This is a genomic window from Nostoc sp. NMS9 (assembly GCF_017114995.1).
GTDB lineage: Bacteria > Cyanobacteriota > Cyanobacteriia > Cyanobacteriales > Nostocaceae > Nostoc.
The window spans coordinates 216,362-239,939 of sequence record NZ_JABXKL010000032.1; the positions used below are offsets into that span (position 1 = coordinate 216,362).

At 41.3% G+C, this 23,578-nt stretch carries 26 protein-coding genes and 1 pseudogene; 13 read left to right on the forward strand and 14 right to left on the reverse strand.

Annotated elements, in window-relative coordinates:
• Nucleotides 1-8: 8 nt before the first annotated feature.
• From HWQ40_RS11695 to HWQ40_RS35625, 3 genes are read right to left on the reverse strand one after another with little or no spacing between them, the layout of a single operon-like run.
• Nucleotides 9-962 carry a lysophospholipid acyltransferase family protein gene (locus HWQ40_RS11695; RefSeq protein WP_292777868.1) on the reverse strand — a complete coding sequence of 318 codons (954 nt, stop codon included), beginning with the start codon at nt 960-962 and terminating at the stop codon, nt 9-11.
• Between the two features lie 16 nt (nt 963-978).
• Nucleotides 979-1,602, reverse strand: coding sequence for a class I SAM-dependent methyltransferase (locus tag HWQ40_RS11700; RefSeq protein WP_292777870.1), 624 nt, complete (start codon nt 1,600-1,602; stop codon nt 979-981).
• Nucleotides 1,603-1,651: 49 nt separating this feature from the next.
• A complete protein-coding gene (locus HWQ40_RS35625; protein ID WP_366933965.1) occupies nt 1,652-1,963 on the reverse strand; it encodes an anthrone oxygenase family protein in 312 nt (103 codons plus the stop codon).
• 273 nt (nt 1,964-2,236) lie between these two features.
• Between HWQ40_RS35625 and HWQ40_RS11710 the strand changes: the two genes are divergently transcribed.
• A complete protein-coding gene (locus HWQ40_RS11710) occupies nt 2,237-2,455 on the forward strand; it encodes a hypothetical protein (protein WP_292777874.1) in 219 nt (72 codons plus the stop codon).
• Here the strand turns inward: HWQ40_RS11710 and HWQ40_RS11715 are convergent.
• Together HWQ40_RS11715 and HWQ40_RS11720 are read right to left on the reverse strand one after the other, a co-directional pair.
• Entirely contained in the window at nt 2,441-4,117 is a 1,677-nt protein-coding gene (locus tag HWQ40_RS11715) for an alpha-amylase family glycosyl hydrolase (protein WP_292777875.1), read from the reverse strand. The two genes, HWQ40_RS11710 and HWQ40_RS11715, sit on opposite strands and share 15 nt — an antisense overlap.
• Before the next feature lie 420 nt (nt 4,118-4,537).
• A complete protein-coding gene (locus HWQ40_RS11720; RefSeq protein WP_292777877.1) occupies nt 4,538-4,969 on the reverse strand; it encodes a nucleoside deaminase in 432 nt (143 codons plus the stop codon).
• 14 nt (nt 4,970-4,983) lie between these two features.
• Between HWQ40_RS11720 and HWQ40_RS11725 the strand changes: the two genes are divergently transcribed.
• On the forward strand, nt 4,984-5,907 hold the full coding sequence (locus tag HWQ40_RS11725; RefSeq protein ID WP_292777879.1) for a nucleoside hydrolase: 924 nt from the start codon (nt 4,984-4,986) through the stop codon (nt 5,905-5,907).
• 4 nt (nt 5,908-5,911) lie between these two features.
• On the opposite strand, the gene HWQ40_RS11730 is transcribed toward HWQ40_RS11725, so the two are convergent.
• The 3 genes from HWQ40_RS11730 to HWQ40_RS11740 all read right to left on the reverse strand — a co-directional run bounded on the left by HWQ40_RS11730 (nt 5,912) and on the right by HWQ40_RS11740 (nt 8,517).
• On the reverse strand, nt 5,912-6,199 hold the full coding sequence (locus tag HWQ40_RS11730) for a hypothetical protein (RefSeq protein WP_292777881.1): 288 nt from the start codon (nt 6,197-6,199) through the stop codon (nt 5,912-5,914).
• 271 nt (nt 6,200-6,470) lie between these two features.
• Complete coding sequence (locus HWQ40_RS11735) at nt 6,471-7,943, reverse strand: toll/interleukin-1 receptor domain-containing protein (RefSeq protein ID WP_292777884.1); 1,473 nt, start codon at nt 7,941-7,943, stop codon at nt 6,471-6,473.
• A gap of 22 nt (nt 7,944-7,965) precedes the next feature.
• Nucleotides 7,966-8,517: an NUDIX hydrolase gene (locus tag HWQ40_RS11740; protein ID WP_292777886.1), complete on the reverse strand. Its 552-nt coding sequence runs from the start codon at nt 8,515-8,517 to the stop codon at nt 7,966-7,968.
• A gap of 124 nt (nt 8,518-8,641) precedes the next feature.
• Here HWQ40_RS11740 and HWQ40_RS11745 point away from each other — a divergent pair, with 124 nt between their 5' ends.
• From HWQ40_RS11745 to HWQ40_RS11755, 3 genes are all read left to right on the forward strand, one after another.
• Complete coding sequence (locus tag HWQ40_RS11745) at nt 8,642-9,694, forward strand: dipeptide epimerase (protein WP_292777888.1); 1,053 nt, start codon at nt 8,642-8,644, stop codon at nt 9,692-9,694.
• Nucleotides 9,678-10,724 carry a DUF1611 domain-containing protein gene (locus tag HWQ40_RS11750; protein WP_292777889.1) on the forward strand — a complete coding sequence of 349 codons (1,047 nt, stop codon included), beginning with the start codon at nt 9,678-9,680 and terminating at the stop codon, nt 10,722-10,724. The genes HWQ40_RS11745 and HWQ40_RS11750 overlap by 17 nt, the downstream gene beginning before the upstream one ends.
• A 121-nt stretch (nt 10,725-10,845) precedes the next feature.
• Entirely contained in the window at nt 10,846-11,514 is a 669-nt protein-coding gene (locus tag HWQ40_RS11755) for a Uma2 family endonuclease (RefSeq protein WP_292777890.1), read from the forward strand.
• A gap of 38 nt (nt 11,515-11,552) precedes the next feature.
• Here the strand turns inward: HWQ40_RS11755 and HWQ40_RS11760 are convergent, their stop codons facing one another.
• A complete protein-coding gene (locus HWQ40_RS11760; RefSeq protein ID WP_292777892.1) occupies nt 11,553-11,753 on the reverse strand; it encodes a hypothetical protein in 201 nt (66 codons plus the stop codon).
• A 234-nt stretch (nt 11,754-11,987) separates the two neighbouring features.
• Here HWQ40_RS11760 and mnmE point away from each other — a divergent pair, with 234 nt between their 5' ends.
• From mnmE to mtnB, 6 genes are all read left to right on the forward strand, one after another.
• A complete protein-coding gene (gene mnmE / locus HWQ40_RS11765) occupies nt 11,988-13,382 on the forward strand; it encodes a tRNA uridine-5-carboxymethylaminomethyl(34) synthesis GTPase MnmE (protein ID WP_292777893.1) in 1,395 nt (464 codons plus the stop codon).
• Between the two features lie 325 nt (nt 13,383-13,707).
• Nucleotides 13,708-14,532 carry a class I SAM-dependent methyltransferase gene (locus HWQ40_RS11770; protein ID WP_292777894.1) on the forward strand — a complete coding sequence of 275 codons (825 nt, stop codon included), beginning with the start codon at nt 13,708-13,710 and terminating at the stop codon, nt 14,530-14,532.
• 42 nt (nt 14,533-14,574) lie between these two features.
• Entirely contained in the window at nt 14,575-14,883 is a 309-nt protein-coding gene (gene cutA, locus HWQ40_RS11775) for a divalent-cation tolerance protein CutA (RefSeq protein ID WP_292777896.1), read from the forward strand.
• Between the two features lie 205 nt (nt 14,884-15,088).
• Nucleotides 15,089-15,643 (forward strand): acireductone dioxygenase, encoded by a 555-nt coding sequence (locus tag HWQ40_RS11780; protein WP_292777897.1) that lies wholly within the window; start codon nt 15,089-15,091, stop codon nt 15,641-15,643.
• Between the two features lie 37 nt (nt 15,644-15,680).
• Nucleotides 15,681-16,310, forward strand: coding sequence for an HAD-IB family phosphatase (locus HWQ40_RS11785; RefSeq protein WP_292777900.1), 630 nt, complete (start codon nt 15,681-15,683; stop codon nt 16,308-16,310).
• A complete protein-coding gene (gene mtnB, locus HWQ40_RS11790; protein WP_292777901.1) occupies nt 16,301-16,936 on the forward strand; it encodes a methylthioribulose 1-phosphate dehydratase in 636 nt (211 codons plus the stop codon). The genes HWQ40_RS11785 and mtnB overlap by 10 nt, the downstream gene beginning before the upstream one ends.
• A 202-nt stretch (nt 16,937-17,138) precedes the next feature.
• On the opposite strand, the gene HWQ40_RS11795 is transcribed toward mtnB, so the two are convergent.
• The 3 genes from HWQ40_RS11795 to HWQ40_RS11805 all read right to left on the reverse strand — a co-directional run bounded on the left by HWQ40_RS11795 (nt 17,139) and on the right by HWQ40_RS11805 (nt 20,776).
• Complete coding sequence (locus HWQ40_RS11795) at nt 17,139-18,611, reverse strand: DICT sensory domain-containing protein (protein ID WP_292777903.1); 1,473 nt, start codon at nt 18,609-18,611, stop codon at nt 17,139-17,141.
• Between the two features lie 327 nt (nt 18,612-18,938).
• Nucleotides 18,939-20,441, reverse strand: a complete 1,503-nt coding sequence (locus tag HWQ40_RS11800) for a UDP-N-acetylmuramoyl-L-alanyl-D-glutamate--2,6-diaminopimelate ligase (RefSeq protein WP_292777905.1) — start codon at nt 20,439-20,441, stop codon at nt 18,939-18,941.
• A gap of 53 nt (nt 20,442-20,494) precedes the next feature.
• The gene (locus HWQ40_RS11805) at nt 20,495-20,776 is read right to left on the reverse strand and encodes a glutaredoxin family protein (protein ID WP_292777908.1); all 282 of its coding nucleotides are present in this window, start codon (nt 20,774-20,776) and stop codon (nt 20,495-20,497) included.
• Nucleotides 20,777-21,000: 224 nt separating this feature from the next.
• Between HWQ40_RS11805 and HWQ40_RS11810 the strand changes: the two genes are divergently transcribed.
• Nucleotides 21,001-21,966, forward strand: a complete 966-nt coding sequence (locus tag HWQ40_RS11810) for a homogentisate phytyltransferase (protein ID WP_292777910.1) — start codon at nt 21,001-21,003, stop codon at nt 21,964-21,966.
• A gap of 3 nt (nt 21,967-21,969) precedes the next feature.
• The gene (locus tag HWQ40_RS11815; RefSeq protein WP_292777911.1) at nt 21,970-22,443 is read left to right on the forward strand and encodes a tetratricopeptide repeat protein; all 474 of its coding nucleotides are present in this window, start codon (nt 21,970-21,972) and stop codon (nt 22,441-22,443) included.
• A gap of 484 nt (nt 22,444-22,927) precedes the next feature.
• On the opposite strand, the pseudogene HWQ40_RS11820 reads toward HWQ40_RS11815, so the two are convergent.
• Both HWQ40_RS11820 and HWQ40_RS11825 read right to left on the reverse strand, forming a co-directional pair.
• Nucleotides 22,928-23,095, reverse strand: a pseudogene (locus HWQ40_RS11820) (ISNCY family transposase); the annotation flags it as partial.
• Nucleotides 23,076-23,351 (reverse strand): hypothetical protein, encoded by a 276-nt coding sequence (locus HWQ40_RS11825; RefSeq protein ID WP_292777913.1) that lies wholly within the window; start codon nt 23,349-23,351, stop codon nt 23,076-23,078. The pseudogene HWQ40_RS11820 and the gene HWQ40_RS11825, both read right to left, overlap by 20 nt.
• Nucleotides 23,352-23,578: the final 227 nt, after the last annotated feature.

Genomic DNA, 23,578 nt, shown 5'->3' on the forward strand with positions numbered 1-23,578 from the left:
TTCATGCTTTAGCTAGATTTCTGAGTATCTCTAACCAAATTATTTAACTCTTCCTGCATTTGACTTTGAACTATTTCATAACAAGCATTCACATAATTACGATCTCTAGCTGCATCTTGACCGTATCTTTCAAAAATAATTGGATGACAGATACGAGTGTGAATTTGCACAGGTAAAGGAATATTTGGCAGAGGGCCAATAGACAAGCCCCAAGGCAAACCTAAGTAAATTGGGAAAACACCAGGGTCTATTTGATATAACCACGGCAATCCCCACTGATGCAATTGTTTGACGAAATCATAGCAATCACATAAGACTATTAAGCTATCATGAGCGCCTACTGAGATTACAGGAATAATCGGAACTTCTTGTTTTAAAGCCAGCTTGACAAAGCCCTGATGACCAGCAAAATGAATTTTATGGCGTTGGCTATGAGGACGAAACATATCATATTGTCCTCCAGGATATACCAGAACGCTAGCACCTCGATCGAAAGCCGCACTAGCCATTTTGGGATGTGCAACAATTGCTCCGAATTTCTGGGCTAATCCTGCTATTTCTGGACTCACTTTCCAAGCAAAAGGGTGCATTAGACCATACACTAAACGCTCGGTTCCAAATCTCGAAAACCAATCGTACATCATCATTATTAAATCTGGAGAAGCCATTCCTCCATTATGAGAGCCAACCAGTAGTACTTTCCCTTTTGTTGGTATGTGATGCCATCCATCAGTTTTTACTTGAAAGTAATAACGGTAAAACCATTCCCATACAGGCATTAGTAATTCAATAAACTGAGCATCTCGCTGTGTTAATGAATGATGAATATTTTTCGAGAATTCTGATGTTAAGCAATTGCCAGCGCTGACAGAAATTTTATCTACCTGTTTTGGAAATTCCATAATTAGTCGCCCATCTTCCATCACTCTTGCAAGTATCTCTGCAACTGCTCTAAATTTCAATGCCCCAAAATTTTCTTCACTTTCTCAACAAGATTGATACTAGTCTTGGTGGTTTATTTTTATCTTGTTCGTGCCACCACTCTTGGAAGTCTTCAAGTAGGAAGCCATGAACTTTAGCTGTGTTAAAAAAGTCTGATAAATGATGCACAAATGCAGGAATTTTAATAAACTCTTGCTGTCTTTGAAAATTAGCTTTTGTTCCTTGATATTGCTTAAATGGATGAAGCTCACAGATGAAAAAGTATCCTCCTTTGACTAATACACGAAATGCTTCTGAAAATATCAAGCTGAGGTCTTCGATATGTTCTAGAACAAGATTACAAGTGACCAAATCGGCAGATTCATTGCGACAAGTCCATTGCTTGGTAATGTCTTCTGTAATAAACACCACATTAGCAGACCTCACTTTCTCTTTCGCCTTTTCGATCATCTGTGCTGAAAAATCGATCGCACAAACTTTCAGAGCAATTTGTGAAAGCAAAAGCGTATTTTTACCTGTGCCACAGCCAATTTCCACGACTGATTTACACCTCAAACCCATCAAGGTTTCTCTGGTGACGGTTTGATCGAGATCGCGCGTCAGATTTTCGTCAGCATCGTATGTGGCTGACCAATTATCGTATGCTGCTTGAATACTCATATAGCTTCATTTTGCCAAGCAAAGGGTATCAGTACGTATTCATCATTCCTTATTTCACCGTGCGATCGCAGAGTGCGAGCGTGAGTGCTGCCGCAAATGCTGCTATTGTCCGAACATGGTTCCAGAACGTCCAATTAGTCAGGTATTTAGCCCATAGGTTCGCGCCTTCAGTGCTATCGGGTTTGGCGATCGCTAAGGCATCATTCAGCGGCACATTGAACGCGATCGTCACTAGAACGGTGCCAATGAGATACAGGAGGCTACCGACAAGCAAGTAGGCAGCGCCAGGTTGATCCCACTTTAACACCGAGGAAACCGCTAGAAAAATGCAAGCCAAAGCCGTTCCGAAGAGTGCGACCATGAACAACGGATTGATCGCAGTGATATTAATGGATTGCATGGCGATAATGCCCTCCTTTGGCTGGAGTCGTGCAAGAGCATTCATCACGAAAGTTGAGAAGGCAAAGAAGACGCCAGCCACCAGCCCGCAGCCTAGTGCTGTAAAAAGCGTCAAAGGGAAGCGCAAATTGTCAATAATTACCATAAAGCCTCCTGTTAATTACTACGCAACGCCTTATTCGCAGATTGTGTTATGTCACAATACAGTTCAGTTAAGGGTTATTGCTGTAGATGATTGGTCTTTCAAGACGCGATAAATCACGTCTCTACATCTGGGTTTTGGGCTTATTTGATTGGACATGATATTATTTTATTTGCTATTGCTCCCACAACCACTCTTGCTACTTTGTTGCGACGCAAGCAGTTTGTTTTACAAGCGATCGCACTGCTTGCGACAATGTATTTACAACCTTTTGACACCTACGATCCACAGACTACATTACTGGAAATCTGAAACAAATATCTTAGCTGTATAGCTTGGTAAGTCAGTGACTAAACCATCCTCTCCAGATTTCACTTCTTGATTACTAACCCAATCTCGCCAATACTCAGCAGTTGGGAAGCCTGAAATTTTATATTGATTTAGATTTTGGTCGGAAAAATTTGCCACGACGACGACATGAGAATTCTGCTCATCCCAACGGGTGTAAGCCAGCACTTTCTCAGCTGCATTTTCGTAGAAAAACTTAATATTGTCACTTTGCAAAGCTGGAGTTTGCTGGCGTAGAGCAATCAGCTTTTGATAATACTCAAATAAATCATGATTCTGGTCGCTTGACAATAAAGACCAATTAATCTTGCGCGGCTTAGTCACATCTTCGCTTTTTTGCTGGTATTCGCCAAACTCTTCTCCCATCCACAGCATCGGTACACCCATCGCTGTCATTAACAAAGCTGCTGCTAACTTGGCTCGTTCAAATGCGGCTGCGTCAAAGATGCCGCAATTGCCTAATTCTCGTAATACACGTTCGCGATCGTGGGTTGCCAAATAATTAATTACATTGGTTGCGATCGCATAACCCTGCTGTTTGGGATCTAAAATCTCCTTGAGTTGTTCTAATTCAATTGATTTCCCACAAATATATGGAATTAGAAAGTACCGAAAACTCTCATGCCAACAAGCATCTAATGGCCCATCTGGCTGGACTACAGTATTTGTATCGGGAATGTGTTCAGCAATGTTGTAAAACTGTTTGGGTGCGGCATAATTTTTCGCTTGCTTAGTCAGCCAGTTGAGAAATTCAAAGTTAGCCAATTGCCGCACTGCATCAAAGCGAATTCCATCAATGTGATACTCCTGAATCCAAAATTTTACCACATCGCCGATGTATTCCCATGCAGGTTTAATATTTAAGTTTTTGTCGTAATTATCATAGTTAAACTCTGGTCCCCAGTAATTATCCGGGTCTTCAGGATAATGTTTGTGTTCATAGTACCAGTAATTTCGGTCAATTAGTATTAAAGGGCATTCTTCATCTGTGTGGTTATAAATTCCATCCATAAAGACGCGAATGCCTCTACCATGACACTCGTCAACTAACCGCTTTAAATCTTCTGTTGAACCGTAACTAGATTCTGTAGCAAAGAAGTGGCGAACTTTATAGCCCCAGTTATAATCACCAGGGTACTCATTAACTGGCATTAATTCAATTGCATTAATTCCCAATTCGCAAAGATAATCTAACTTAGCAATTATTCCTAGATATTTGCCTTGCTCGTTAGAGTCAACTTCATCACCAGTAAAATCAGCAACGTGCATTTCATATATGACTAATTCCCGGTTATCAGGCAACAGTATTTCATCGTGTTGCCAAATGTAAGCATCAACAATGCGTTGACCATCTTGAATTCGTACTATGCTGTATTTTTCTATTTCATTAACATCTGTCGCTTTAGGATCAATGACATCTATCCATTCATCAAGTGCAAAATTTGGGCTTTTGGTTTGAATGCGAAATTTATATTGATAAACGCCGTCTTCCAGCTTAATTTTCGTGCGAAAATAACCATCTTCACCTTTTGACATTGGAATTTCTTTCCAATCTGAAAAAGACCCAATTAAAGCTGCTCCTTTGTTGCGAGGAGCAAATAATATAAATTCAGTTAAATTTGCCATTTTCACACTTTTAAATTTTAGCTAGTTACAGTCACTAAAATTATTGTGTAATATAAAAGAATTTGCAGCTTCTCTCTTAAGTATTATCAATATTTTCCTAATGTGCTGGACTTCAACCAGATATTGCGATCATTATCATTAGTAGGTGTGCAATGACTATCTAAATCATAACTAATTATGCGGACATGATATGATAGTTTTGCTCAATGGTCTCTGGGTTTTATTTCTCAAAACCCATTCCATGCGTTCTGGGATTAAATATTTATTTAAAGACAGTAAACGCAGTAACTTTTCCTGGCATCACATTACTCTATCTACTGGCTGATTTTAAAATACCTATCCTTAAAAGGTGGGTAGTGGGGAGTAAAGGAGCAGGGGAGAATGACGAATGACAAATGACAAATGACAAATGACAAATGACTATTTACCAATATCTTCATTCCAAAGTTCGGGGTTAGTTTCAATAAACTCACTCATCATTTGTTCGCATTCGTCAAGATTAAGATCGATAACGTCCACACCATGAGATACCATAAATTCTTTAGCACCAGGAAAAGTTCTGGATTCTCCAGCGATGACTTTTTTAATGCCAAATTGTACCACTGCCCCAGCGCATAGGTAACACGGCATTAAAGTTGAATAGAGTGTCGTCCCTCTATAGCTGCCAACTCTTCCAGCATTGCGGAGACAATCGATTTCGGCGTGGGTAACAGGATCGTCATCTTGCACACGTTTATTGTGTCCTCTGCCAAGAATTTTGCCATCCTTGACGAGAACCGAACCAATAGGAATTCCACCTTCTTGTCTGCCTTGTTTTGCTTCTTGAATTGCAGCTTCCATAAACTCATCCATATAATTCTCCTTTTATGACAAAACAATTCGTATTAATGGATCACGATGGCGGTGTAGATGATTATCTAGCAACTATGCTGCTGTTGACGATGGATCATATTGAACTCCTTGGTATTGTCGTCACTCCAGCAGATTGTTACGTTCAACCGGCTGTTAGCGCCACACGTAAAATTATAGATTTGATGGGATTTTCTCATATCCCGGTAGCAGAAAGCACTGTGCGCGGTATCAATCCATTTCCTACTCTCTATCGCCGTGATTCGTTTATCGTTGACCATCTCCCCATTCTCAATCAAAGGGAAACCATCACCACGCCATTGGTTGCCGAAACAGGTCAAGATTTCATGATACAGGTGTTACGGGAGGCATCAAGCCCCGTAACATTGATGGTAACTGGGCCATTGACCACGGTTGCAGTGGCTTTGGACAAAGCACCAGACATTGAAGCAAAGATTCACAAGATTGTGTGGATGGGGGGTGCGTTGAATGTTGGTGGCAATGTGGAAAAAAGCCTAGAAGCAGGACAAGATGGTTCCGCCGAATGGAATGTTTATTGGGACGCAATTTCAGCAGCGCGGGTGTGGCAAACCCAAATTGAAATTATTATGTGTCCTTTGGATTTAACTAACAATGTCCCAGTCACATCGGAGTTAGTATACAAAATGGGACGACAACGCCACTATCCCATCTCTGATTTAGCCGGACAATGTTATGCACTAGTTATCCCCCAAGATTATTATTTTTGGGATGTGTTGGCAACGGCTTATTTGGGACATCCAGAATTTTATCAACTGCGCGAATGGGAAACAGAAATTATCACCACTGGTCTTAGTCAGGGGCGTACTAAAGTAGTTCCTGGTGGTCGAAAGATTTATGCGATGGATAAAGTAGATAAAGATGCTTTTTATGATTACATCTTGCAGCAATGGGCTAGGTAAAAAACTAAAAAACTAGCTGGCGTGGATACTCAAACTTGTGCCTGCACAACAAAATCCTCAACTTGTCTGATTCGATGCCAATCAATGCAGCAACCCACAACTTCTCTTCCTCTTCGGAGAACTGCACCACTCCATTAACTTCCAAATCCTCGCTATATACCGTGAGCAACTGTCCATCTCGTAGCTCAATACTTTGATTCGCCAAGTCTTCGATTGTACCAATACAATTCAAACGCAAACGCCCTTTAGCATCAGCATTATGAAAATCTGCAAAAACTCTAGGGGTAATCATTATAGGCGATCCAAACTATAACTGCTATATTGCTGGATTAGGAACAGTAGGTGTAAGGAGTTGACTAATTTGTTGCGGGTTTAAACCCCTCAATGTTGCATGATGAGCACTTCTACCGGATGTTCGGATTACATCACCACCTGCTTGGCGAATCTCGCTATGCGTAACTATAAGAATCCTAATCATTTATGAGATAAAATAGCTGAAAGGCTTAAAAACTCGTACTTTTAATCTCCGTATTTTCTCAAGTTTGAATTTGGATTGCCATCTGCTATTTAGGTGTCGCCATTAAGTAAAGAAGTTTGTCATTAAAATGGAGATTCTGCAATTCAGGAGGTGGAGGAACAGGCGGTGGCCCTTCTATGATTACAGGAATAATTTCGGGGGAACGCAATCCATCAGAACCTTGTCTCTCAAGAGCATACAATACTTCTTTAAGCACCCACGGCGATTCTTTTGCAGCAGTAGACCAAAATAGTAGAAACAGATCGCACTCATCAATGTTGCGATAAAGTTCTTGCTCCCAGCGATCGCCAGGTTCTAAATTAAGGATATCTTGAAAAACTGTAATACCACTTACAGCTAGTCCCTGCACCCTTTTAAGAACTTCTATCCGATCTTTAGAAGAGTAAGATACGAATGCTTTTCTATAATGTCGAGCAACTTCTCCTACTAGCTGAGGGTCTTTGGATGTAGAAGATGCAGAAGGAATAATCGATAACTTGAATTTTAGATGACCAAGGGGAATTGTATTTTGGCTTACAGTAACAGTTCCAATGACTGTTTTCTGAGTGATATCAGCAGGAACCGTGACCCCAAATTGAATAGAATCTGCTCTACCATTCCAACTCAACTTTTGAATTGGATCATCTACTTCTAGTTTTGGAATGGACAGGTTAAAAGTTAGTTCACTTCCCCGTTTAATAGGTAATCCTAAACTTCTTGCTCCTAACTGTTTAGCATCAGGATCAAATTGTTGAGCATTCTGTTTGGCAAATTCAACTTGTTCAGGAAGATGAATAAAGACTTGGATAAGGAACATATCGCCTGGAGTTACAGAAGAAGGACTGAACACACTGCAATCCACCAAATCTTTCGTTATATCAGCAGGTTGTGAAGATCGTTCTTGAATAGTTGGGGTTTCTTGTAGTTGCGCTTTTAACTGCTTAATAACTTCTTCTTCATCCTTGATTTCGCTACTATCCCAACCCAACTCACTTACTGGAACATTACTATTGGCTTCTACGTTTAACTTAATGGATTTACTATCAAAACCGTCACCCAAAAACTTCAAGGCTTTACTAATATTTTCTAAGTTGATTTTAGCCGGTAACAGCTTCTTCCAAAAACTTGTAGAGCCTTGAGTCTGGGGTATCGGCGACCCTAGTAGTATAGGTGGTCTAGGTTGGAATAATACCTTGTCTGGTGGTTCATTTGATGTCGTTGGTCTAGGTTGGTATAGTACCACGTCTGGTAGTCCAGCTGATGTCGCGGGTCTTGGAGTGTATTCAGATAAATCCTGTAAAACAGATATCTTAATATACTTCTTACGGACAAACCATGTATCTTTGCCTTTGATAGACTTTTTTAAAGTAATTCTGTAATATTCTTCCTCCTCAGCATAAGAAATTACCTCCAAGACACTTTTGACTTGAATGAGAAGTTTTTCATCTTCAGCTAGTTCCGCTAACTCACTTGGACGAACTTTCAGGAAAGTATCAGCAGTTACTGTAAAGACAAACATAATAATTACTCTTAGATTATTACTAAAAATTTAGCAAATTTAAACCCAAAAAGAGAGCCGCTATAGTTCCTGCAACAGAAATTTCTCTTTGAATAATTTTATCTAAAACTGATTCTACGGGAATAAATACAATTTCAATTTCTTCTGTAATATCTAGTTGCTGCTCTCCAACCTTGCTTACATTTTCTGCTAAAAATAAATGTATTTGATTGGTGTCTTTACTCGGCTTATCGTATAGAGTTGCAATTTTTCTAAATTTTTGGGGAATATAACCAGTCTCTTCTCTCAGTTCTCTAATTGCCGCTACCTCTGCACTCTCTTTTGCAGGATCGAAATTCCCTGCTGGCAGTTCCAAGAAAAATTCACCTACGGCGTGTCTATATTGCCGGACAAAAATAATTTCTCTATTACTAGTGATAGGTAAAATCATTGCAACGTCAGGCTTAATACTGACAAAATAATCATCTATAATTTTACCATTCGGTAATTCTATTTCATCTTGCCTTACCTGACACCAAGGATTATCTAAAACCATTTTTGATTTTAAAATCTTCCATTTCTTTAAGTTGTTCATAAACTAAATAAAATGTATGTATAAAAAATTTGTAATGAATGTAAAAAAGTATAACAGATGCATCTGATAATCTAAACTTTAAACTTACACTGACTTTGGCACCAGCATAATATGTATAATAAATATGCAAATAAATGTAAATTTATTTACTGTAAACAAGAGATTTCCGTTGACTATTAGTCGGGGTACAACGGCACAGACAACAAATGTATGGGTGAGGATTTCACAAGATGATATCGAAGGGTGGGGGGAAGCATCGCCATTTGGTGTGGGTAATCATCGGCAATCAACTGATGCAATCAAAGACGCTCTAGAGCAAGTTGTGCCACTGTTAAAAACATTCAGCCCTTTACAACGTCAGGAAATTGAGCAAGTTTTAACACAAAACCAGGTTCCTTCTGCTGCAAGAGCTGCCTTAGATATGGCAATGCACGACTGGTTGGGTAAGCGCGTAGGATTACCCTTGTGGCAACTTTGGGGACTCGATCGCAATCAAATAGTACCGACTTCAGTCACAATTGGGATTAATTCACCTGAAGGCGCTAGGGCGAGAGCGCGAGACTGGTTAAAGTTTACAGATGTCCGCCTTTTTAAGGTGAAGCTAGGTAGTCCAGATGGCATAGATGCAGATCAAAAAATGCTCTTAGCGGTGCGAGAAGAAGCACCTGAACTAGAATTTTTTGTTGATGCCAACGGAGGTTGGAGTTTAGAAGATGCGATCGCCATGTGCAATTGGCTGGCTGATTTAGGTATAAAGTATGTAGAACAGCCATTGCCACGAGGGCAGGAAAAAAGTTTAGCAAAACTCAAAGAACACTCTCCCCTCCCCATCTTTGTCGATGAAAGTTGTTTCACCAGCGCTGATATTCCCGATTTGGCAAATTACGTGGATGGCATTAATATCAAACTAATGAAATCAGGGGGGCTAACAGAGGCAATGCGAATGGTACATACAGCACGAGCATATCGGTTGCAAGTAATGTTCGGTTGCTATTCTGACAGTTCGCTAGCTAATACAGCAGCATTACAGCTGGCCTCACTAGCTGATTATTTAGATTTAGACAGTCACCTTAACTTAATTGATGACCCTTTTACGGGTGCATTGCTAAAAGAAGGAAAAGTTTTGCCAAACGATTTACCAGGTTTGGGAGTACAACACAGTGCGTCTACCACTTAATCAACGAGTAGCTATCTTGCTACATGAAGGGACTATTGGGACTCACGGCAAAACAGGGCTAGCAATTTTACGTTACAGTGAAGCCCCAATTGTAGCCGTAATCGATCGCGAGTGTGCTGGTAAATCCCTACCAGAATTAACAGGTATCAAGCGTGATGTGTCGATTGTGGCATCGGTAGCCGCAGCCCTAGAGTACAAACCAGAAGTTTTAGTAATTGGTATTGCTCCAGGAGGTGGTGCTGTACCAGATGATTACTGGCTAGAAATCAAAGACGCTTTAGAAGCGGGAATGTCTCTGGTGAATGGATTACATACACCAATGGCAAGTATCCCAGAATTAAATGCACTGCTCAAACCTGGGCAACTAATTTGGGATGTGCGAAAAGAGCCGTCTAATATCAGTGTTGCTAGTGGAATAGCACGCACTCTCCCATGTCGGCGCATATTAACTGTAGGAACCGACATGGCGATCGGTAAAATGTCAACTAGCCTAGAGTTACATTGGGCATCAAAACTGCGGGGTTGGCGTTCTAAATTCCTCGCCACCGGTCAAACTGGGGTGATGTTAGAAGGAGACGGCGTGGCTTTAGATGCCGTGCGGGTAGATTTTGCAGCTGGTGCTGTGGAACAGATAGTTATGCGCTATGGCAAAAACTACGACATCTTGCATATTGAAGGACAAGGTTCGCTGCTACACCCTGGTTCAACGGCAACTCTACCCCTAATCCGTGGTTCGCAACCAACCCAACTGGTATTAGTACATCGGGCGGGACAAGTTCATGTACGTAATCATCCCCATGTAATAATTCCACCTTTACCAGAGGTGATTCGGCTTTATGAAACTGTTGCTAATGCTGGTGGTGCTTATGGAAGTGTTTCTGTAGTGGGTATAGCGCTGAACACAGCCCATTTAGATGAATCTGCGGCTCAGGAAAGCATCGCTCAAACAATAGCAGAAACGGGGCTACCTTGCACCGATGTAGTCCGCTTTGATGCCAATGTGCTTTTGGATGCGGTGATGAATAATTAGGTGCTGTGGAATGCTTTAACCCTGACCAGTTTTGAATTTTAAATTCCCTGAACGCGAACAGCGTCTCTAAGAGTTGGGCTGACTGCTACGCTAAACTTATAGCAATGAGACACTTGTTGCCATGTCTGTCGCCCAAGATTTAGAATCCCCAGAAAATGTTATATTTCCCCCAGGGGATTTATATAGTGACGAACCGCCTTTGGAAACTGACTTGCATCGGTTGCAAATGACACTGCTCATCCAATGTTTGGAGTGGCTGTGGCCAAATCGCAAAGATTTTTATGCATCGGGTAATCTCACCATCTACTACAGTCCACGCCAGCGCAAATCAGAAAATTTCCGGGGGCCAGATTTTTTTGTCGTACTGGGGACTGAACGCAAACCCCGTAAAAGTTGGGTTGTCTGGGAAGAAGATGGCAAATATCCCAATGTAATTATAGAAATTATCTCAGATAGCACAGGCGACACTGATAAAGGCTTAAAAAAACAAATTTACCAAGATATATTTCGCACACCAGATTACTTCTGGTTTGACCCAGAAACGTTAGAATTTTCAGGGTTCCATTTGCTGGATGGTGAATATCAACCGCTAGAACAAAATCCCCAAGGCTGGTTATGGAGTCAACAGCTAGGTTTATATTTAGGGGTTGTTCAAGAAAAATTACGCTTTTACACTCGTGAAGGAGAACTGATTCCCACACCGGAAGAAGTGGCACAACAGCAGAAACAACGTAGCGATCGCTTGGCAGCAAAACTGCGAGAATTAAATATAGATCCAGATACCATTTAACTTCCACGCTGTCTTGCTTGTGCCTGTTAGCTCGAATGCTATGGATCTTCAGGAAAAACCCATTTTGGCGGTTCCGTCATTTTTTTCCGCAGACGTTCTTGTGCCAACTCCAGCATTTTGTCTAAAGGAGTCTCTTGAATAAATTTTGCGGCTGACTCTCTAAACTCGATATTGGGGCATTTATTCCCTAAAACACACCCGTTAACACAGGCTACAGCGCAGTTAATCTTTTGCTCCACAGTAAATTCCTCTCTCTAAAAATTATGAGTTATAAGTTGTGAGTCATGATTTTCATCTCTAACTCTTCGCTCTTAACTCTTTACTATCAGGCATGACCTACAAGTAAATTTTACCTTGCCAGTTGGTATCTCATTAGTCTAAATACTTACCATTTAGAAAGTTATGAGTTATGAGTTATGAATTATGAGTTATGATTTTTACTCCTCACTCCTCACTCTTAATAAAGGGCGCTGATGTCAGAACTGTTTGCTACTACTGGAACTATAGCCGCGATCGCCACTGCTGTTGTCCCCCAACAGGGTAGTGTTGGCATTGTGCGGGTGTCCGGTTCTCAAGCAATGGCAATCGCCCAAAGTCTCTTTCATGCACCAGGGCGACAAGTTTGGGAAAGTCACCGGATTCTCTACGGTTACATTCGCCATCCCCAGACGCAACAAATAGTGGATGAAGCCTTGTTGCTGATTATGAAAGCACCCCGTTCTTACACCCGTGAAGATGTTGTAGAATTCCATTGCCACGGGGGAATTATGGCAGTGCAGCAGGTATTACAACTGTGTTTGGAAAGCGGCGCCAGACTAGCGCAACCTGGAGAATTTACTCTCCGCGCCTTTTTGAATGGACGATTGGATTTAACTCAAGCCGAAGGTATTGCTGATTTAGTGGGAGCTAAATCGCCCCAAGCGGCTCAAAGTGCCTTAGCTGGTTTACAAGGAAAATTAGCTCATCCAATTCGGCAGTTACGCGCTAACTGTTTGGATATCTTGGCAGAAATTGAAGCTCGAATTGATTTTGAGGAAGACCTTCCGCCGCTGGATGATAAAGCAATCATCTCAGCAATCGATAAAATTGCCGCAGAAATAACTAGGTTATTGGAAACCAAAGATCAAGGTGAGTTGCTACGCACTGGTTTAAAAGTGGCAATTGTTGGGCGTCCAAATGTGGGTAAGTCGAGCTTATTGAATGCTTGGAGCCGGAGCGATCGCGCCATTGTGACTGATTTACCTGGTACAACCCGCGATGTGGTGGAATCGCAGTTAGTTGTCGGGGGAATTCCCGTACAAGTGCTAGATACTGCGGGGATTCGGGAAACAACAGACCAAGTGGAAAAAATTGGCGTCGAGCGATCGCGTCGTGCCGCCAATGCAGCTGATTTAGTCTTGCTTACCATCGATGCTTCCGCAGGTTGGACAGAAGGCGATGAAGAAATTTATCAGCAGGTGCAACATCGTCCGTTGATTATAGTTATTAACAAAATCGATTTAGTAGAAGAAAGCGATAGGAAAATTTTTCAATCAAAAATCCAAAATCCAAAATCTAAAATTGTCACAGCCGCAGCCCAAAATCAAGGTATCGATGCTTTAGAAACAGCAATTTTAGAGATAGTTCAATCTGGAAAAGTGCAAGCAGTTGATATGGATTTAGCCATTAACCAAAGACAGGCAGCAGCCTTAACTCAAGCTAAAATATCTTTGGAAGAAGTACAAGCAACAATTGTTCAGCAGTTACCTCTTGATTTTTGGACAATTGACTTACGAGGTGCGATTCAAGCTTTAGGAGAAATTACCGGAGAAGAAGTAACAGAATCAGTTTTAGAGAGGATTTTTAGTAAGTTCTGTATCGGGAAATAAACAGCAAAATTGCCAATTTTAAAAGGAAGTAGCAACCTGGAATATGTAGAATTTCTGAAGGGGTGACAGACTGCATAAGAGACAATTTATAAAGTAAATCTTTAGACAACAAGACGACGCAGCATGATACAAGTCATGACAGCGTATATGGCAGCTTCACTCCCAACCACTTTCAACAACAGTCCCAGACCATTCATGAGAGACTAAGATAAAATTCCTTTTGTCAATCAGTTAAAATACTCAAAATAACCTTAATAAAAATTTTGACAGATCCCTTGCTGGTTCTAAAATGAAATTGGACTTCATCGCTGACACACCCTAGCTTATGCAAGACTTTAGACAAGAAATAAATGCCAGAGCTTCTATGGATTTGGAACAGCGAAGGACTTGGTATTCTCCTGTTGCGGATGTTTATTACAACGCAAGAGCACGCTATCCAAAGGAACTAATTGATCGGTCTGTGGCTTTAGCCCAACTTGACTCAGATGCGTCGATTCTTGAAATTGGTTGTGGTCCAGGAAATGCGACGGTGGCTTTTGCTCAATTTGGTTTTTCAATGACGTGTATTGAGCCAAACCAGGACTTTTGTCATTTGGCACAACACAACTGCGATCAATATCCAAAAGTTACAATTTGCAATACTTCATTTGAGGAGTGGGAACTAAAAGCAAAACAGTTCAATGCCGTTCTATCTGCTAATGCCTTTCACTGGATACCGCCAGAGATTAGATATACCAAGACAGCATCGGCAATGTGCGATAACGGTTTTCTTATTTTGCTATGGAATCTGACCCCAGAACCGAAATACGAAGTTTACCAAGCGATCGAAGAAGTGTATCAAGCTTATGCTCCCTCATTTGCCCGATATGATGGTGCGGAAGTTCAAGCGGAGATTTTGAGGGGGTTTGGACAAGAGATTTTAGACTCCAATTGTTTTAAAAAGTTGGTTGTCGAGCAAACTGCGTGTGAAGTCACCTATAGCATTGATGACTACCTCAAGCTTTTGAGTACCTTTCGGAGACTAGAGCCACAAGCAAAAGAGTTACTATTTGCAGGATTGCGCCAGAAGCTAGAAAAATTTGGAGATAGCGTACAACTCTCGTTTCTTTCTGCTGTTCATGTTGCTTGCACTTCCCCCGTGAGAGGTTAAGAGAATTGCACAAATGTCTTTAATTGTAAGTCGGAAACTTTTATGAAACTCTACTATGTAACTTTAAATAATACAGATGAAGCACGCCAAATTGGTCGGGCATTACTGGAATGTAAGTTAGCAGTTTGTGTCAATTGGTTCCCGATTACTTGTGCTTATAGTTGGCAAGGAGAAATTACTGAAGAACCAGAAGTTGTTTTAATTATCAAAACTCAAGATAGTTATGCTTTAGAAATAGAAAAACTTATTCAAGAGCATATTACTTATACTAATTTTATCGCCGAAATTTCTCCGACAACAGTTAATCAGGGTTTTGTCAATTGGTTGAATGCAGAAGTTTCACCGCGTTAATAATAGAAATTACCTAAGAAGACGGTACAAATAGAGATAGACAAGATATCAAGGCACAGAAAATGGTTTGGAGCAAGATATGAACCTGCTACGGGTGTGATTAACGCTCCTGCAAAATATGAAATAATACTTTTTAAATAGTTTATTTGCTCCTACAAGTTATGCCTCGAAAGCCTTATTTTAACTATTTTACTGGAGGTCAAAAATGGCAGTTCTCAAACTAGAAAATGGAACTCTCCACACCGATTTAATTCACATTGCCCAGGAATTAGCCCCCCTGAATATTCAAATTAATCACCTGGCTGTAGCAGATAACCCCAAACTTCAACATTTGTTGGCACAGAATAGTCTCAACGAAGATGAAAAAGAACAAGTACTCAAAGCAATAGATAGTTACTTTGAGCAACTACAACAGACAGCCGGCTATAAATCTCGTGATTTGGTTGTCCTTCATCAAGGGATTCCTAACCTTGATGAGTTAATGGCAAAGTTTGACCAAATTCATACCCATGCAGATGATGAAGTCCGCTACATCATTGATGGAGAAGCAATTTTTGGTTTTGTACTTTCTGATGGTAGTCAAGTAGAACTGACAGTACAACCAGAAGAATATATCAACATCCCAGCCGGAACCGAACATTGGTTTTATCTCACCCCAGGAAGGCGGGTGAAAGCAGTACGCTATTTCATCACCACAGAAGGTTGGATACCCCAATATACAGGCAGAGAAATTCGCATCCGCCAACCCCTGGTGAGGTAAATTCTAAATTATCAAACATTACAAGTTACAAATTAGTATGAAGCGGATTGTTTTTTGTGACTTTGATGGCACTATTACAGTTGACGAAACTTTTGTCGCGGTTCTGAGAAAGTTTGCACCAGTACTTTCTGCAAAACTACTGCCTGAAATGTATGCAAAAAGGCTGACACTGCGAGAGGGTGTCAAGGAAATTCTGCAATCAATTCCATCTGCAAGTTATCCAGAAATTCTGGAATTTACTAAACCTCAATTGATGCGTCCTGGGTTTATAGAATTGTTGGATTTTCTGGAGTGTCAGGGAGTTTTATTAATAGTAATTTCTGGGGGACTACGGGGAATGGTAGAGGTCGTTTTGGATGCGATAGTGCATAGAGTAGAGAGAATTTATGCTGTAGATGTTGATATTAGCAGTACTTATTTAAAAGTAAATTCTCAATACGAAGGAGATACAGAACTGATCGCTAAGGTGCAGGTTATGGATCAGTACCCAGCCGATGAAAAGATCGCTATTGGTGACTCCATCACCGACTTAAATATGGGATTGCAAGCTTCTGTTGTCTTTGCACGCCCTCCCTTAGCACAATATTTAGATGAACACCAAAAACCCTATATTCCCTGGAATGATTTTTTCCAAATCCGCGATTATTTAGCAAAATCATGGAGTTAAACCCAACAATAGCAGATCCTCGTTTGCAACTAATTGCCACTGCTCAGTATTTTTACCAACAAGGTTGGATGGTAGGAACTGCCGGCAACCTCTCTACTCGATTAGCCGATGGTAGTTTTTGGATTACAGCTAGTGGTAAATCTAAGAGTGAGTTATTACTCAACGATTTTGTTCTCATTGCTCCAGATGGCAAAATAGAAGCATTAGCTACCCAGCAGCTACCTTCAGCTGAAACAGCTATTCATCAACTACTTTACCGCCTGTTTCCAGAATCACTTGCTTGTTATCATATACATTCTATTGAGAGCAATTTGGTTTCTCGCTTGGTTGAAGATGATACTTTACCTTTACCACCGCTAGAAATGCTCAAAGGTTTGGGAGTTTGGCAAGAAAATCCCTATTGTGTAATACCAATTTTTGCTAATCATCTCCAAGTTGCCCAGATTGCTGGTGATATTGAACAACGCTTTGCCACTACTCCACCGCAAATATCCGCATTACTAATTCGGGATCATGGTTTGACAGTTTGGGCTTGTTCTCTTGAAGCTGCTCGTAATTATATTGAGTTATTAGACTACATCTTTCGCTACATAATTGCCGCCATTCGGTTAGGCATAAATATCTGAATCAGACTAACTATTGACTATGGACTCTTGATTATAAACTAATGGCTAATAATGCTGGAGTGCCAAAATAAGATATTATTTTGGGTTTTTATGCTCCCTACAAGCGGAAGTTTACTGAGTTTGCAGCAGGTTAGGCAAAATAGCTGTAGGGGTTATAAGTTATGAGTGATGAGTTATGAATTTTTAACTCATCACTCATAACTCATAACTCATTTTCTGTCGCGATCGCTCTTGGGATATTACCAACAGTTGCCAGTTGCACTGTAAAGGTAGAACCTTCAGATAATTTACTTTTTACAGAAATAGATCCACCACAGCGCAGCAGCAATTGCTGTATTATCGTTAACCCTAACCCAGCACCACCATAATCTTCGGTTGCTGCTGTACGCACGCGATAAAACCGATCAAAGATTTTGGGAATTTCGTTTTCGGCAATACCGATACCTGTGTCGCGGAATTCTAATTGGACATAATCACCTTGATTACGGGCACGCACCCATACTTGACCTCCATTAGGAGTAAACTTAAGGCTGTTGTGCAACAGATTAATCACAATTTGCCTCAGCTTACCACTCACGCACCAAACAGATGGGAGTTCAGTCGGTACGGTGTAGGCTAGCATAATTCCTTTTTCTTGGGCTACAGGTTGGTAGGTACTGACTACTCCAGGTACTATCTCTGAGAGACGCACCAACTCCAAAGTCGTCCCCTCTAAATTCTGTTCTAGCTGCACCAGTTCCAAGAAACCAGTAATCAGGGAGTTTTGCTGATCGCACTGGGTATTTAACATTTGTAAATAACGTTGTCGTTGTGGGGGTTTAAGATTGGGGGAATTTAATAATGAAAGTGCTGTCTTCATGTGCGTCAAAGGTATACGCAGTTCATGACAGACATTTTTCAGGTATTCATCTTTGAGTTGCTCTTTGTTGTGCAGTTCTTGATTTTGCTGCTCCAACTTATTAGTGCGTACTGTGATGATTTGACGATTAATTTCATCTTGTCGGAGGAGTTGTTTTGCCAACAGTTGATTCATAAGTGCGCCTTCGGGCACGGTTGGACAAATAAAACTAGCAGGTAAAATTGAGGATGATTCTGGTGCAATCGCTTGTTGGATACTATTTAATACTTGCTGAATTACTCTCCCCTCAACAGTAGTTATAATTAGCAACGGCTGGTTTTTATTAGTATTTACCTTCCCTAATGTCTGATTTTTGCGTTTTTTAAGTGGTCGATGAGCCAAAATTAAACTGCAAAACTGGGGCGATAACACCATCAGAAAGTTTTCCCGTCGCATTTGGCTATCTGGTGGTAGGTGAACGGGGACATAATGAGATGATGGGGATGAAGGAGATGAGGAGATATTTAATCTTCCCTCTCCCTTGTCTTCCCCTCCTTCCTCTGCTCCCCCTTTCCTACTCTCCTCAATCTGGCAAGTATAAATGAGACTAGACGCACCTATCGAGGATTGATAACGCGCTAATTCTGATTGCCAAATTTTATCTGGTGGTAGCTTCACCCAGAGAGTGGCTGCAATTTGCTGCTCAATGAGTAAGTCAATTTGCGCTCTCACCAGTGATAGCAGAGTAGCAGGACTGAGGGACAATGGTTTAGGAGGCGCTTGCACTCCCATAACCAGTTGATAAACAGACAGATCCTTAGCCAGAGAAACATTCATGAGTCAAGCACAAAAAGGATGAAGCAAGAAATAATTCTGTCTTCGATTTTCACCTTTATGTGTGCATTTTTTACAAAATCCCCACGGAAAGAAATATTAACTATAAAAAACTCTACCTAGAGGGGAGTGGGGGAGCAGAGGGGCAGGGGAGTAGGGGAGCAGGGGAGTAGGGGAGCAGGGGAGTAGGGGAGCAGGGAAGCAGAGGCGCAAGGGAGTAGGGGAGTCGGGGAGCAGGGAAGCAGAAGCGCAAGGGAGTAGGGGAGAAGTTGCAGTAAGTTTTTCTCCTCTGCCCCTCTGCACCTCTGCCTTTTATGCCCAATGCCCAAATTAAGCTTGTACGTTAAGTCTTTGCTGTAAAGCGTCGCGTGCGTGTTCTCGGTCGTCAAAATGGATTTTTTCGGTGCCGAGAATTTGGTAGTCTTCGTGACCTTTACCAGCAAGCAATACTCCATCACCGGGTTGTGCTTGTAAAATAGCGGTACGAATTGCGATCGCCCGATCGCAAATTACTGTTGGCTGCACTGTGTCAGCTATTCCCGCCAAAATATCTTGCAAAATCCTTTCTGGGTCTTCAGTTCGGGGATTATCTGATGTCACCACTGCCACATCAGCTAACTCAGCAGCGATTTTACCCATTTTTGGGCGCTTAGTGCGATCGCGATCGCCTCCACAACCAAATACACAAATCACTTTACCAGGTATAAACGGACGCGCAGCTTTCAATAAATTTTCTAAGCTGTCGGGCGTGTGGGCATAATCCACAATCACGCTAATATCTTGGTCAGTACTAATCTGTACCCGTTCCATCCGTCCGGGAACTCCGGGAAACTCAGGTATCACAGATGCCACTAACTGCAAATCTAGCCCTAAGTGCAAAACTGCTCCTACAGCTGCGAGAAGATTTTCTAAATTATATTGTCCGACTAGGGGCGATCGAAAAGCCACGTCACCTTTTGGTGTATGTAATGTCCCACTAACACCATTTGGCTGGTAACTTAAATCGCTCATCCATAAATCAGCGCTATTGTCGTTAACACTGTAACTCCAAACCCGTTCGGAATCCAACGACGCAATTAACCGCTTTCCGTAAAAATCATCAGCATTAATTATTGCCCGTCCCTTGAGATAATTAGGACTAAATAACAACGCTTTGGCGGCAAAGTAATCTTCCATATCGCTGTGATAGTCGAGATGGTCTTGAGTAAGATTACTAAATACTGCCACCTCAAATTCACAACCCAACACTCTACCTTGGGACAAAGCGTGAGAACTAACTTCCATCACCCCAAATTCACTCCCAGCATTTACAGCCTCTGCTAGCTGCTGTTGCAGTTCCACTGCAAAAGGGGTAGTGTGGGCAGCAGTTTGCTCAAAACCTGCCCAACGAGTGTAGAGAGTTCCCATCAAAGCTGTAGCTAAATTAGCTTTGTTGAGTAGAAATTCAATCAAATGAGTAGTTGTAGTTTTGCCATTTGTACCAGTTACGCCTACCAACTTGAGTTTTCGCCCCGGATAACCATAAAAAGCACTGGCTATCTGCGCACAAGCTTGAGTAATGTTACTTGCACTAATGACCACAGCCTGATTTGTGGGAGGATTTTTTTGTGCAGCTTCGGGAGAAACGATCGCAGCTACAGCCCCCGATGCGATCGCACTTTGCCAAAATTCCCCACCATCAACCCGCGTTCCTGGCATCCCAATAAACAAATCTCCCACACGACAAGCATGAGAATTCGTCTTTAAACCCCTAACTTCCACATCTTCCAAAGTTGGATAATTAGGCAATTGCTCAACACTGTCTACCGCTGCTAGTAATTCCCGCAATTTCATTTTGTGAACCTCGTCACATTCTTGATCTTGCGCTTATTCTGCATTATTTTTTTCTAATTGGCTAAATATTTACGCAACATTTGCTCCAACTGCTGCACGCTAGCACGAGGAGAAGGACGTGGCAATAATTTCTCACTCCCCTCCTCATCCTCTGTGCCTCTGTAGTTCGATAAATAAAGTACCGGCACTTCATACTCATAGGCAGCAAACCAATCTTCACGAGTCGTAATATCCCTAACTTCCAACTCGAAACTAAGATTTTGGATTTGTTCTAGCTTTTCTTGCAAGCCTTCACATAAATGACAGCCGGATTTACTGTATAAAATTAATCGCATTCTTGATTTGAGTTGGCGCAAGAAGTTATAAGTTTAGAATAACGTAGACGCTTCGGCTTGTCGCAGAGAGGGCACGGAGGAGAAGGTAGCCAATTTCAAAGTCCCTCTCTCAAGCTTGGAAGAGGGATTTAGGGTGAAAGCTCATTGATTCACGAAAGAAGTCTAATGACCAAATTCTGTGACAATGATTAACAACCAGCCAGAATACTGTATCTAAGCTACTTATGAGCCAAAGTTCTCAAAACAGCCCTTTATCAGGCAAATCTGTTCAATCATATTTCCAATGGTTATACGCTTTCTGGAAATTCTCTCGCCCTCACACAATTATTGGTACAAGTCTGAGTGTTTTGGGTTTATATTTAATTGCCATTGCCATCAGTAGAGATGCGATTCATCGCGTCTCTACGTATTCCCTACTCCCTGTCTTTGGTGCATGGATTGGTTGTCTGTGTGGCAATGTTTATATTGTGGGGCTGAATCAATTAGAAGATGTGGAAATTGACAAGATTAATAAGCCTCATTTACCCTTAGCGTCTGGTGAGTTTTCCCAGCAAACTGGGCAATTAATTGTCGCTTTGACTGGGATTTTGGCGCTAGTTGTGGCGTGGCTAACTGGCCCGTTTTTATTGGGTATGGTAGCAATTAGTTTGGCCATTGGTACTGCTTATTCTTTACCGCCAATTCGCTTGAAACAGTTTCCCGTTTGGGCGGCGCTGTGTATTTTTTCGGTGCGCGGTACGATTGTTAACTTAGGGCTATATCTGCATTACAGTTGGGCGTTGCAACAAAGCCAAACAATTCCGCCTGTGGTGTGGGTGTTGACATTATTTATTTTGGTGTTTACCTTTGCGATCGCTATCTTTAAAGATATCCCCGATATGGAAGGCGATCGCCTATACAATATTACTACTTTCACCATCAAACTTGGGCCCCAAGCTGTGTTCAATCTGTCTCTTTGGGTAATAACAACCTGTTATTTGGGAATAATTCTGGTTGGGGTGCTACACGTCGCCTCAGTTAACGCCATATTCCTGGTAGTTACTCATTTGGGCCTGTTGACTTGGCTGTGGTTGCGGAGTTTGACGGTAGACTTACAAGATAAAAGTGCGATCGCTCAATTCTACCAATTTATCTGGAAACTCTTTTTTATGGAATATCTGATTTTTCCTATCGCCTGTCTTTTGGCTTAGACAATGCTAGAAACCTTTCCCACTAGTTCGATTATCGCTGCTGTTGTAGTTGTTCTGAGTCTGTCAATCCTTGGCTATTTCGCTTGGAAAACTTTGATCACCTCAGACTTGTTTCAAAAAGGCATCAATCTTGCCGAAGCAAAAGATTACCAAGGTGCAGAAGCAGCTTTTCGCAAAGTGATTTCCATCAACTCTACAAATGACGTAGTACGCTTGTTTTTGGGAGATGTTTTAAACCAGCAAGGACAAGTAGAGGAAGCAACAGAATTATTTCGGGAAGTAATTCGCCGCAGTCCGAAAAATCCTGATGCTTACTTGCGTCTGGCGAATATCTTCATGCAGCAAGAACGAGAAGAAGAAGCTAAAACTAACCTGCTACAAGCTAAAGATTTATTACAAAAACAGCGTCAACCTGAAAAAGCTAAAAAAATCACTCAACTGTTAGATAAAATGAGTGCTAAGTCCAGCGAATCTTAACTTTAATGAGAATTGCAGAGATTAAATTTTCCTGTTGTGTCTCCTAATTTTTTTGCCATTCTCACCATAATGATGGGAATGGTTTTTATTTTGTAACTTACTAGTGTATACCATAATTATGTCCACACTTTCCGCAAGTTTGACCACTCTCTTCATAGCCATTACAATTGCAATCGGATGCGCGAAAAGCTCTATAGTCGCAATTAATTAATTTAGGCTTTAGAAGAGAAAATATTGGGAATTTAAAATGATTTATTTTTGCAAAACAGCGATGATACTAACAGTCTTTTTGTTTTGTAAAGATATATTGTAGTCTCCTTAAGGAGTACAGAAATTAGACACACTGTATCAGTAATATTTTGGTACTAGAATATTCTTAAGCAAGGGCAGAGATTTAGTAGTAGATTTTATAGCTTAAACAATCAAGTATTTATGTCAAATATAATATCAAAATTGTGGATTAACTTTTTTACACCAGAATCATTATATCTCCTCTATACAAACAACGTTGGAACCCAAAACATCGTTTCAAAAAACTAATACGTCCTTCTACGCTGTTATGCCAATAACGACCTTTTCTAAAATTTATTTTCCTTTCATGCTCAATTCGTTGCTTGCTTCTATAACCTCCTTTAGGTAATATAACTTCTTTGTCTTCGACCAATATTTCTAGAGGCGCGCTGAGCAAATTCGGCGATCTTCTCCTCAATGGTAAATTCGAGCAACTGTGGCACGCGATCGCCCAAAAACTGCTGTGCTTGTGCGGTCGAGGAGAACTCCAGCGGTACATCACTACCGACGATGGAGAACCAACGGACTGTTTGTGTTTCTAAATCTTTGTCTTCCGCGAGCGCGCCTGCAACGCTTATGCGGACATCGGAGAGCACATAAATATAGTTTTCTCCCATTGATTGCCAATTCGATCAAGCTCAATCATCGTGGAATAGTAAGAAGATGATTGGGCCTCGACAGTGAATCCTGGAATCTGCTCCTCCATTGCTTGGCAAACGACACAACCTGTACCATCTGCACCAATAATGAAATCGAACTGCTGCCTTTGCGCACCATTTGACTTAGACTCGTAGGTGAGGCTACCAGCCAGGACATCGACTGAAGTAACGTGGCATTCAAACTC

Coding starts and splice junctions, on each gene's coding strand:
- HWQ40_RS11745 (WP_292777888.1), top strand. CDS start 8,642: ATGCAAATAAATGTAAATTTATTTACTGTAAACAAGAGATTTCCGTTG.
- cutA (WP_292777896.1), top strand. CDS start 14,575: ATGAAACTCTACTATGTAACTTTAAATAATACAGATGAAGCACGCCAA.
- HWQ40_RS11815 (WP_292777911.1), top strand. CDS start 21,970: ATGCTAGAAACCTTTCCCACTAGTTCGATTATCGCTGCTGTTGTAGTT.
- HWQ40_RS11825 (WP_292777913.1), bottom strand. CDS start 23,351: ATGGGAGAAAACTATATTTATGTGCTCTCCGATGTCCGCATAAGCGTT.
- HWQ40_RS11800 (WP_292777905.1), bottom strand. CDS start 20,441: ATGAAATTGCGGGAATTACTAGCAGCGGTAGACAGTGTTGAGCAATTG.
- mtnB (WP_292777901.1), top strand. CDS start 16,301: ATGGAGTTAAACCCAACAATAGCAGATCCTCGTTTGCAACTAATTGCC.
- HWQ40_RS11795 (WP_292777903.1), bottom strand. CDS start 18,611: ATGAATGTTTCTCTGGCTAAGGATCTGTCTGTTTATCAACTGGTTATG.
- HWQ40_RS11700 (WP_292777870.1), bottom strand. CDS start 1,602: ATGAGTATTCAAGCAGCATACGATAATTGGTCAGCCACATACGATGCT.
- HWQ40_RS11715 (WP_292777875.1), bottom strand. CDS start 4,117: ATGGCAAATTTAACTGAATTTATATTATTTGCTCCTCGCAACAAAGGA.
- HWQ40_RS11805 (WP_292777908.1), bottom strand. CDS start 20,776: ATGCGATTAATTTTATACAGTAAATCCGGCTGTCATTTATGTGAAGGC.
- HWQ40_RS11755 (WP_292777890.1), top strand. CDS start 10,846: ATGTCTGTCGCCCAAGATTTAGAATCCCCAGAAAATGTTATATTTCCC.
- HWQ40_RS11740 (WP_292777886.1), bottom strand. CDS start 8,517: ATGAACAACTTAAAGAAATGGAAGATTTTAAAATCAAAAATGGTTTTA.
- HWQ40_RS11770 (WP_292777894.1), top strand. CDS start 13,708: ATGCAAGACTTTAGACAAGAAATAAATGCCAGAGCTTCTATGGATTTG.
- HWQ40_RS11785 (WP_292777900.1), top strand. CDS start 15,681: ATGAAGCGGATTGTTTTTTGTGACTTTGATGGCACTATTACAGTTGAC.
- HWQ40_RS11730 (WP_292777881.1), bottom strand. CDS start 6,199: ATGATTACCCCTAGAGTTTTTGCAGATTTTCATAATGCTGATGCTAAA.
- HWQ40_RS11810 (WP_292777910.1), top strand. CDS start 21,001: ATGAGCCAAAGTTCTCAAAACAGCCCTTTATCAGGCAAATCTGTTCAA.
- mnmE (WP_292777893.1), top strand. CDS start 11,988: ATGTCAGAACTGTTTGCTACTACTGGAACTATAGCCGCGATCGCCACT.
- HWQ40_RS11720 (WP_292777877.1), bottom strand. CDS start 4,969: ATGGATGAGTTTATGGAAGCTGCAATTCAAGAAGCAAAACAAGGCAGA.
- HWQ40_RS11780 (WP_292777897.1), top strand. CDS start 15,089: ATGGCAGTTCTCAAACTAGAAAATGGAACTCTCCACACCGATTTAATT.
- HWQ40_RS11735 (WP_292777884.1), bottom strand. CDS start 7,943: ATGTTTGTCTTTACAGTAACTGCTGATACTTTCCTGAAAGTTCGTCCA.
- HWQ40_RS11725 (WP_292777879.1), top strand. CDS start 4,984: ATGACAAAACAATTCGTATTAATGGATCACGATGGCGGTGTAGATGAT.
- HWQ40_RS35625 (WP_366933965.1), bottom strand. CDS start 1,963: ATGGTCGCACTCTTCGGAACGGCTTTGGCTTGCATTTTTCTAGCGGTT.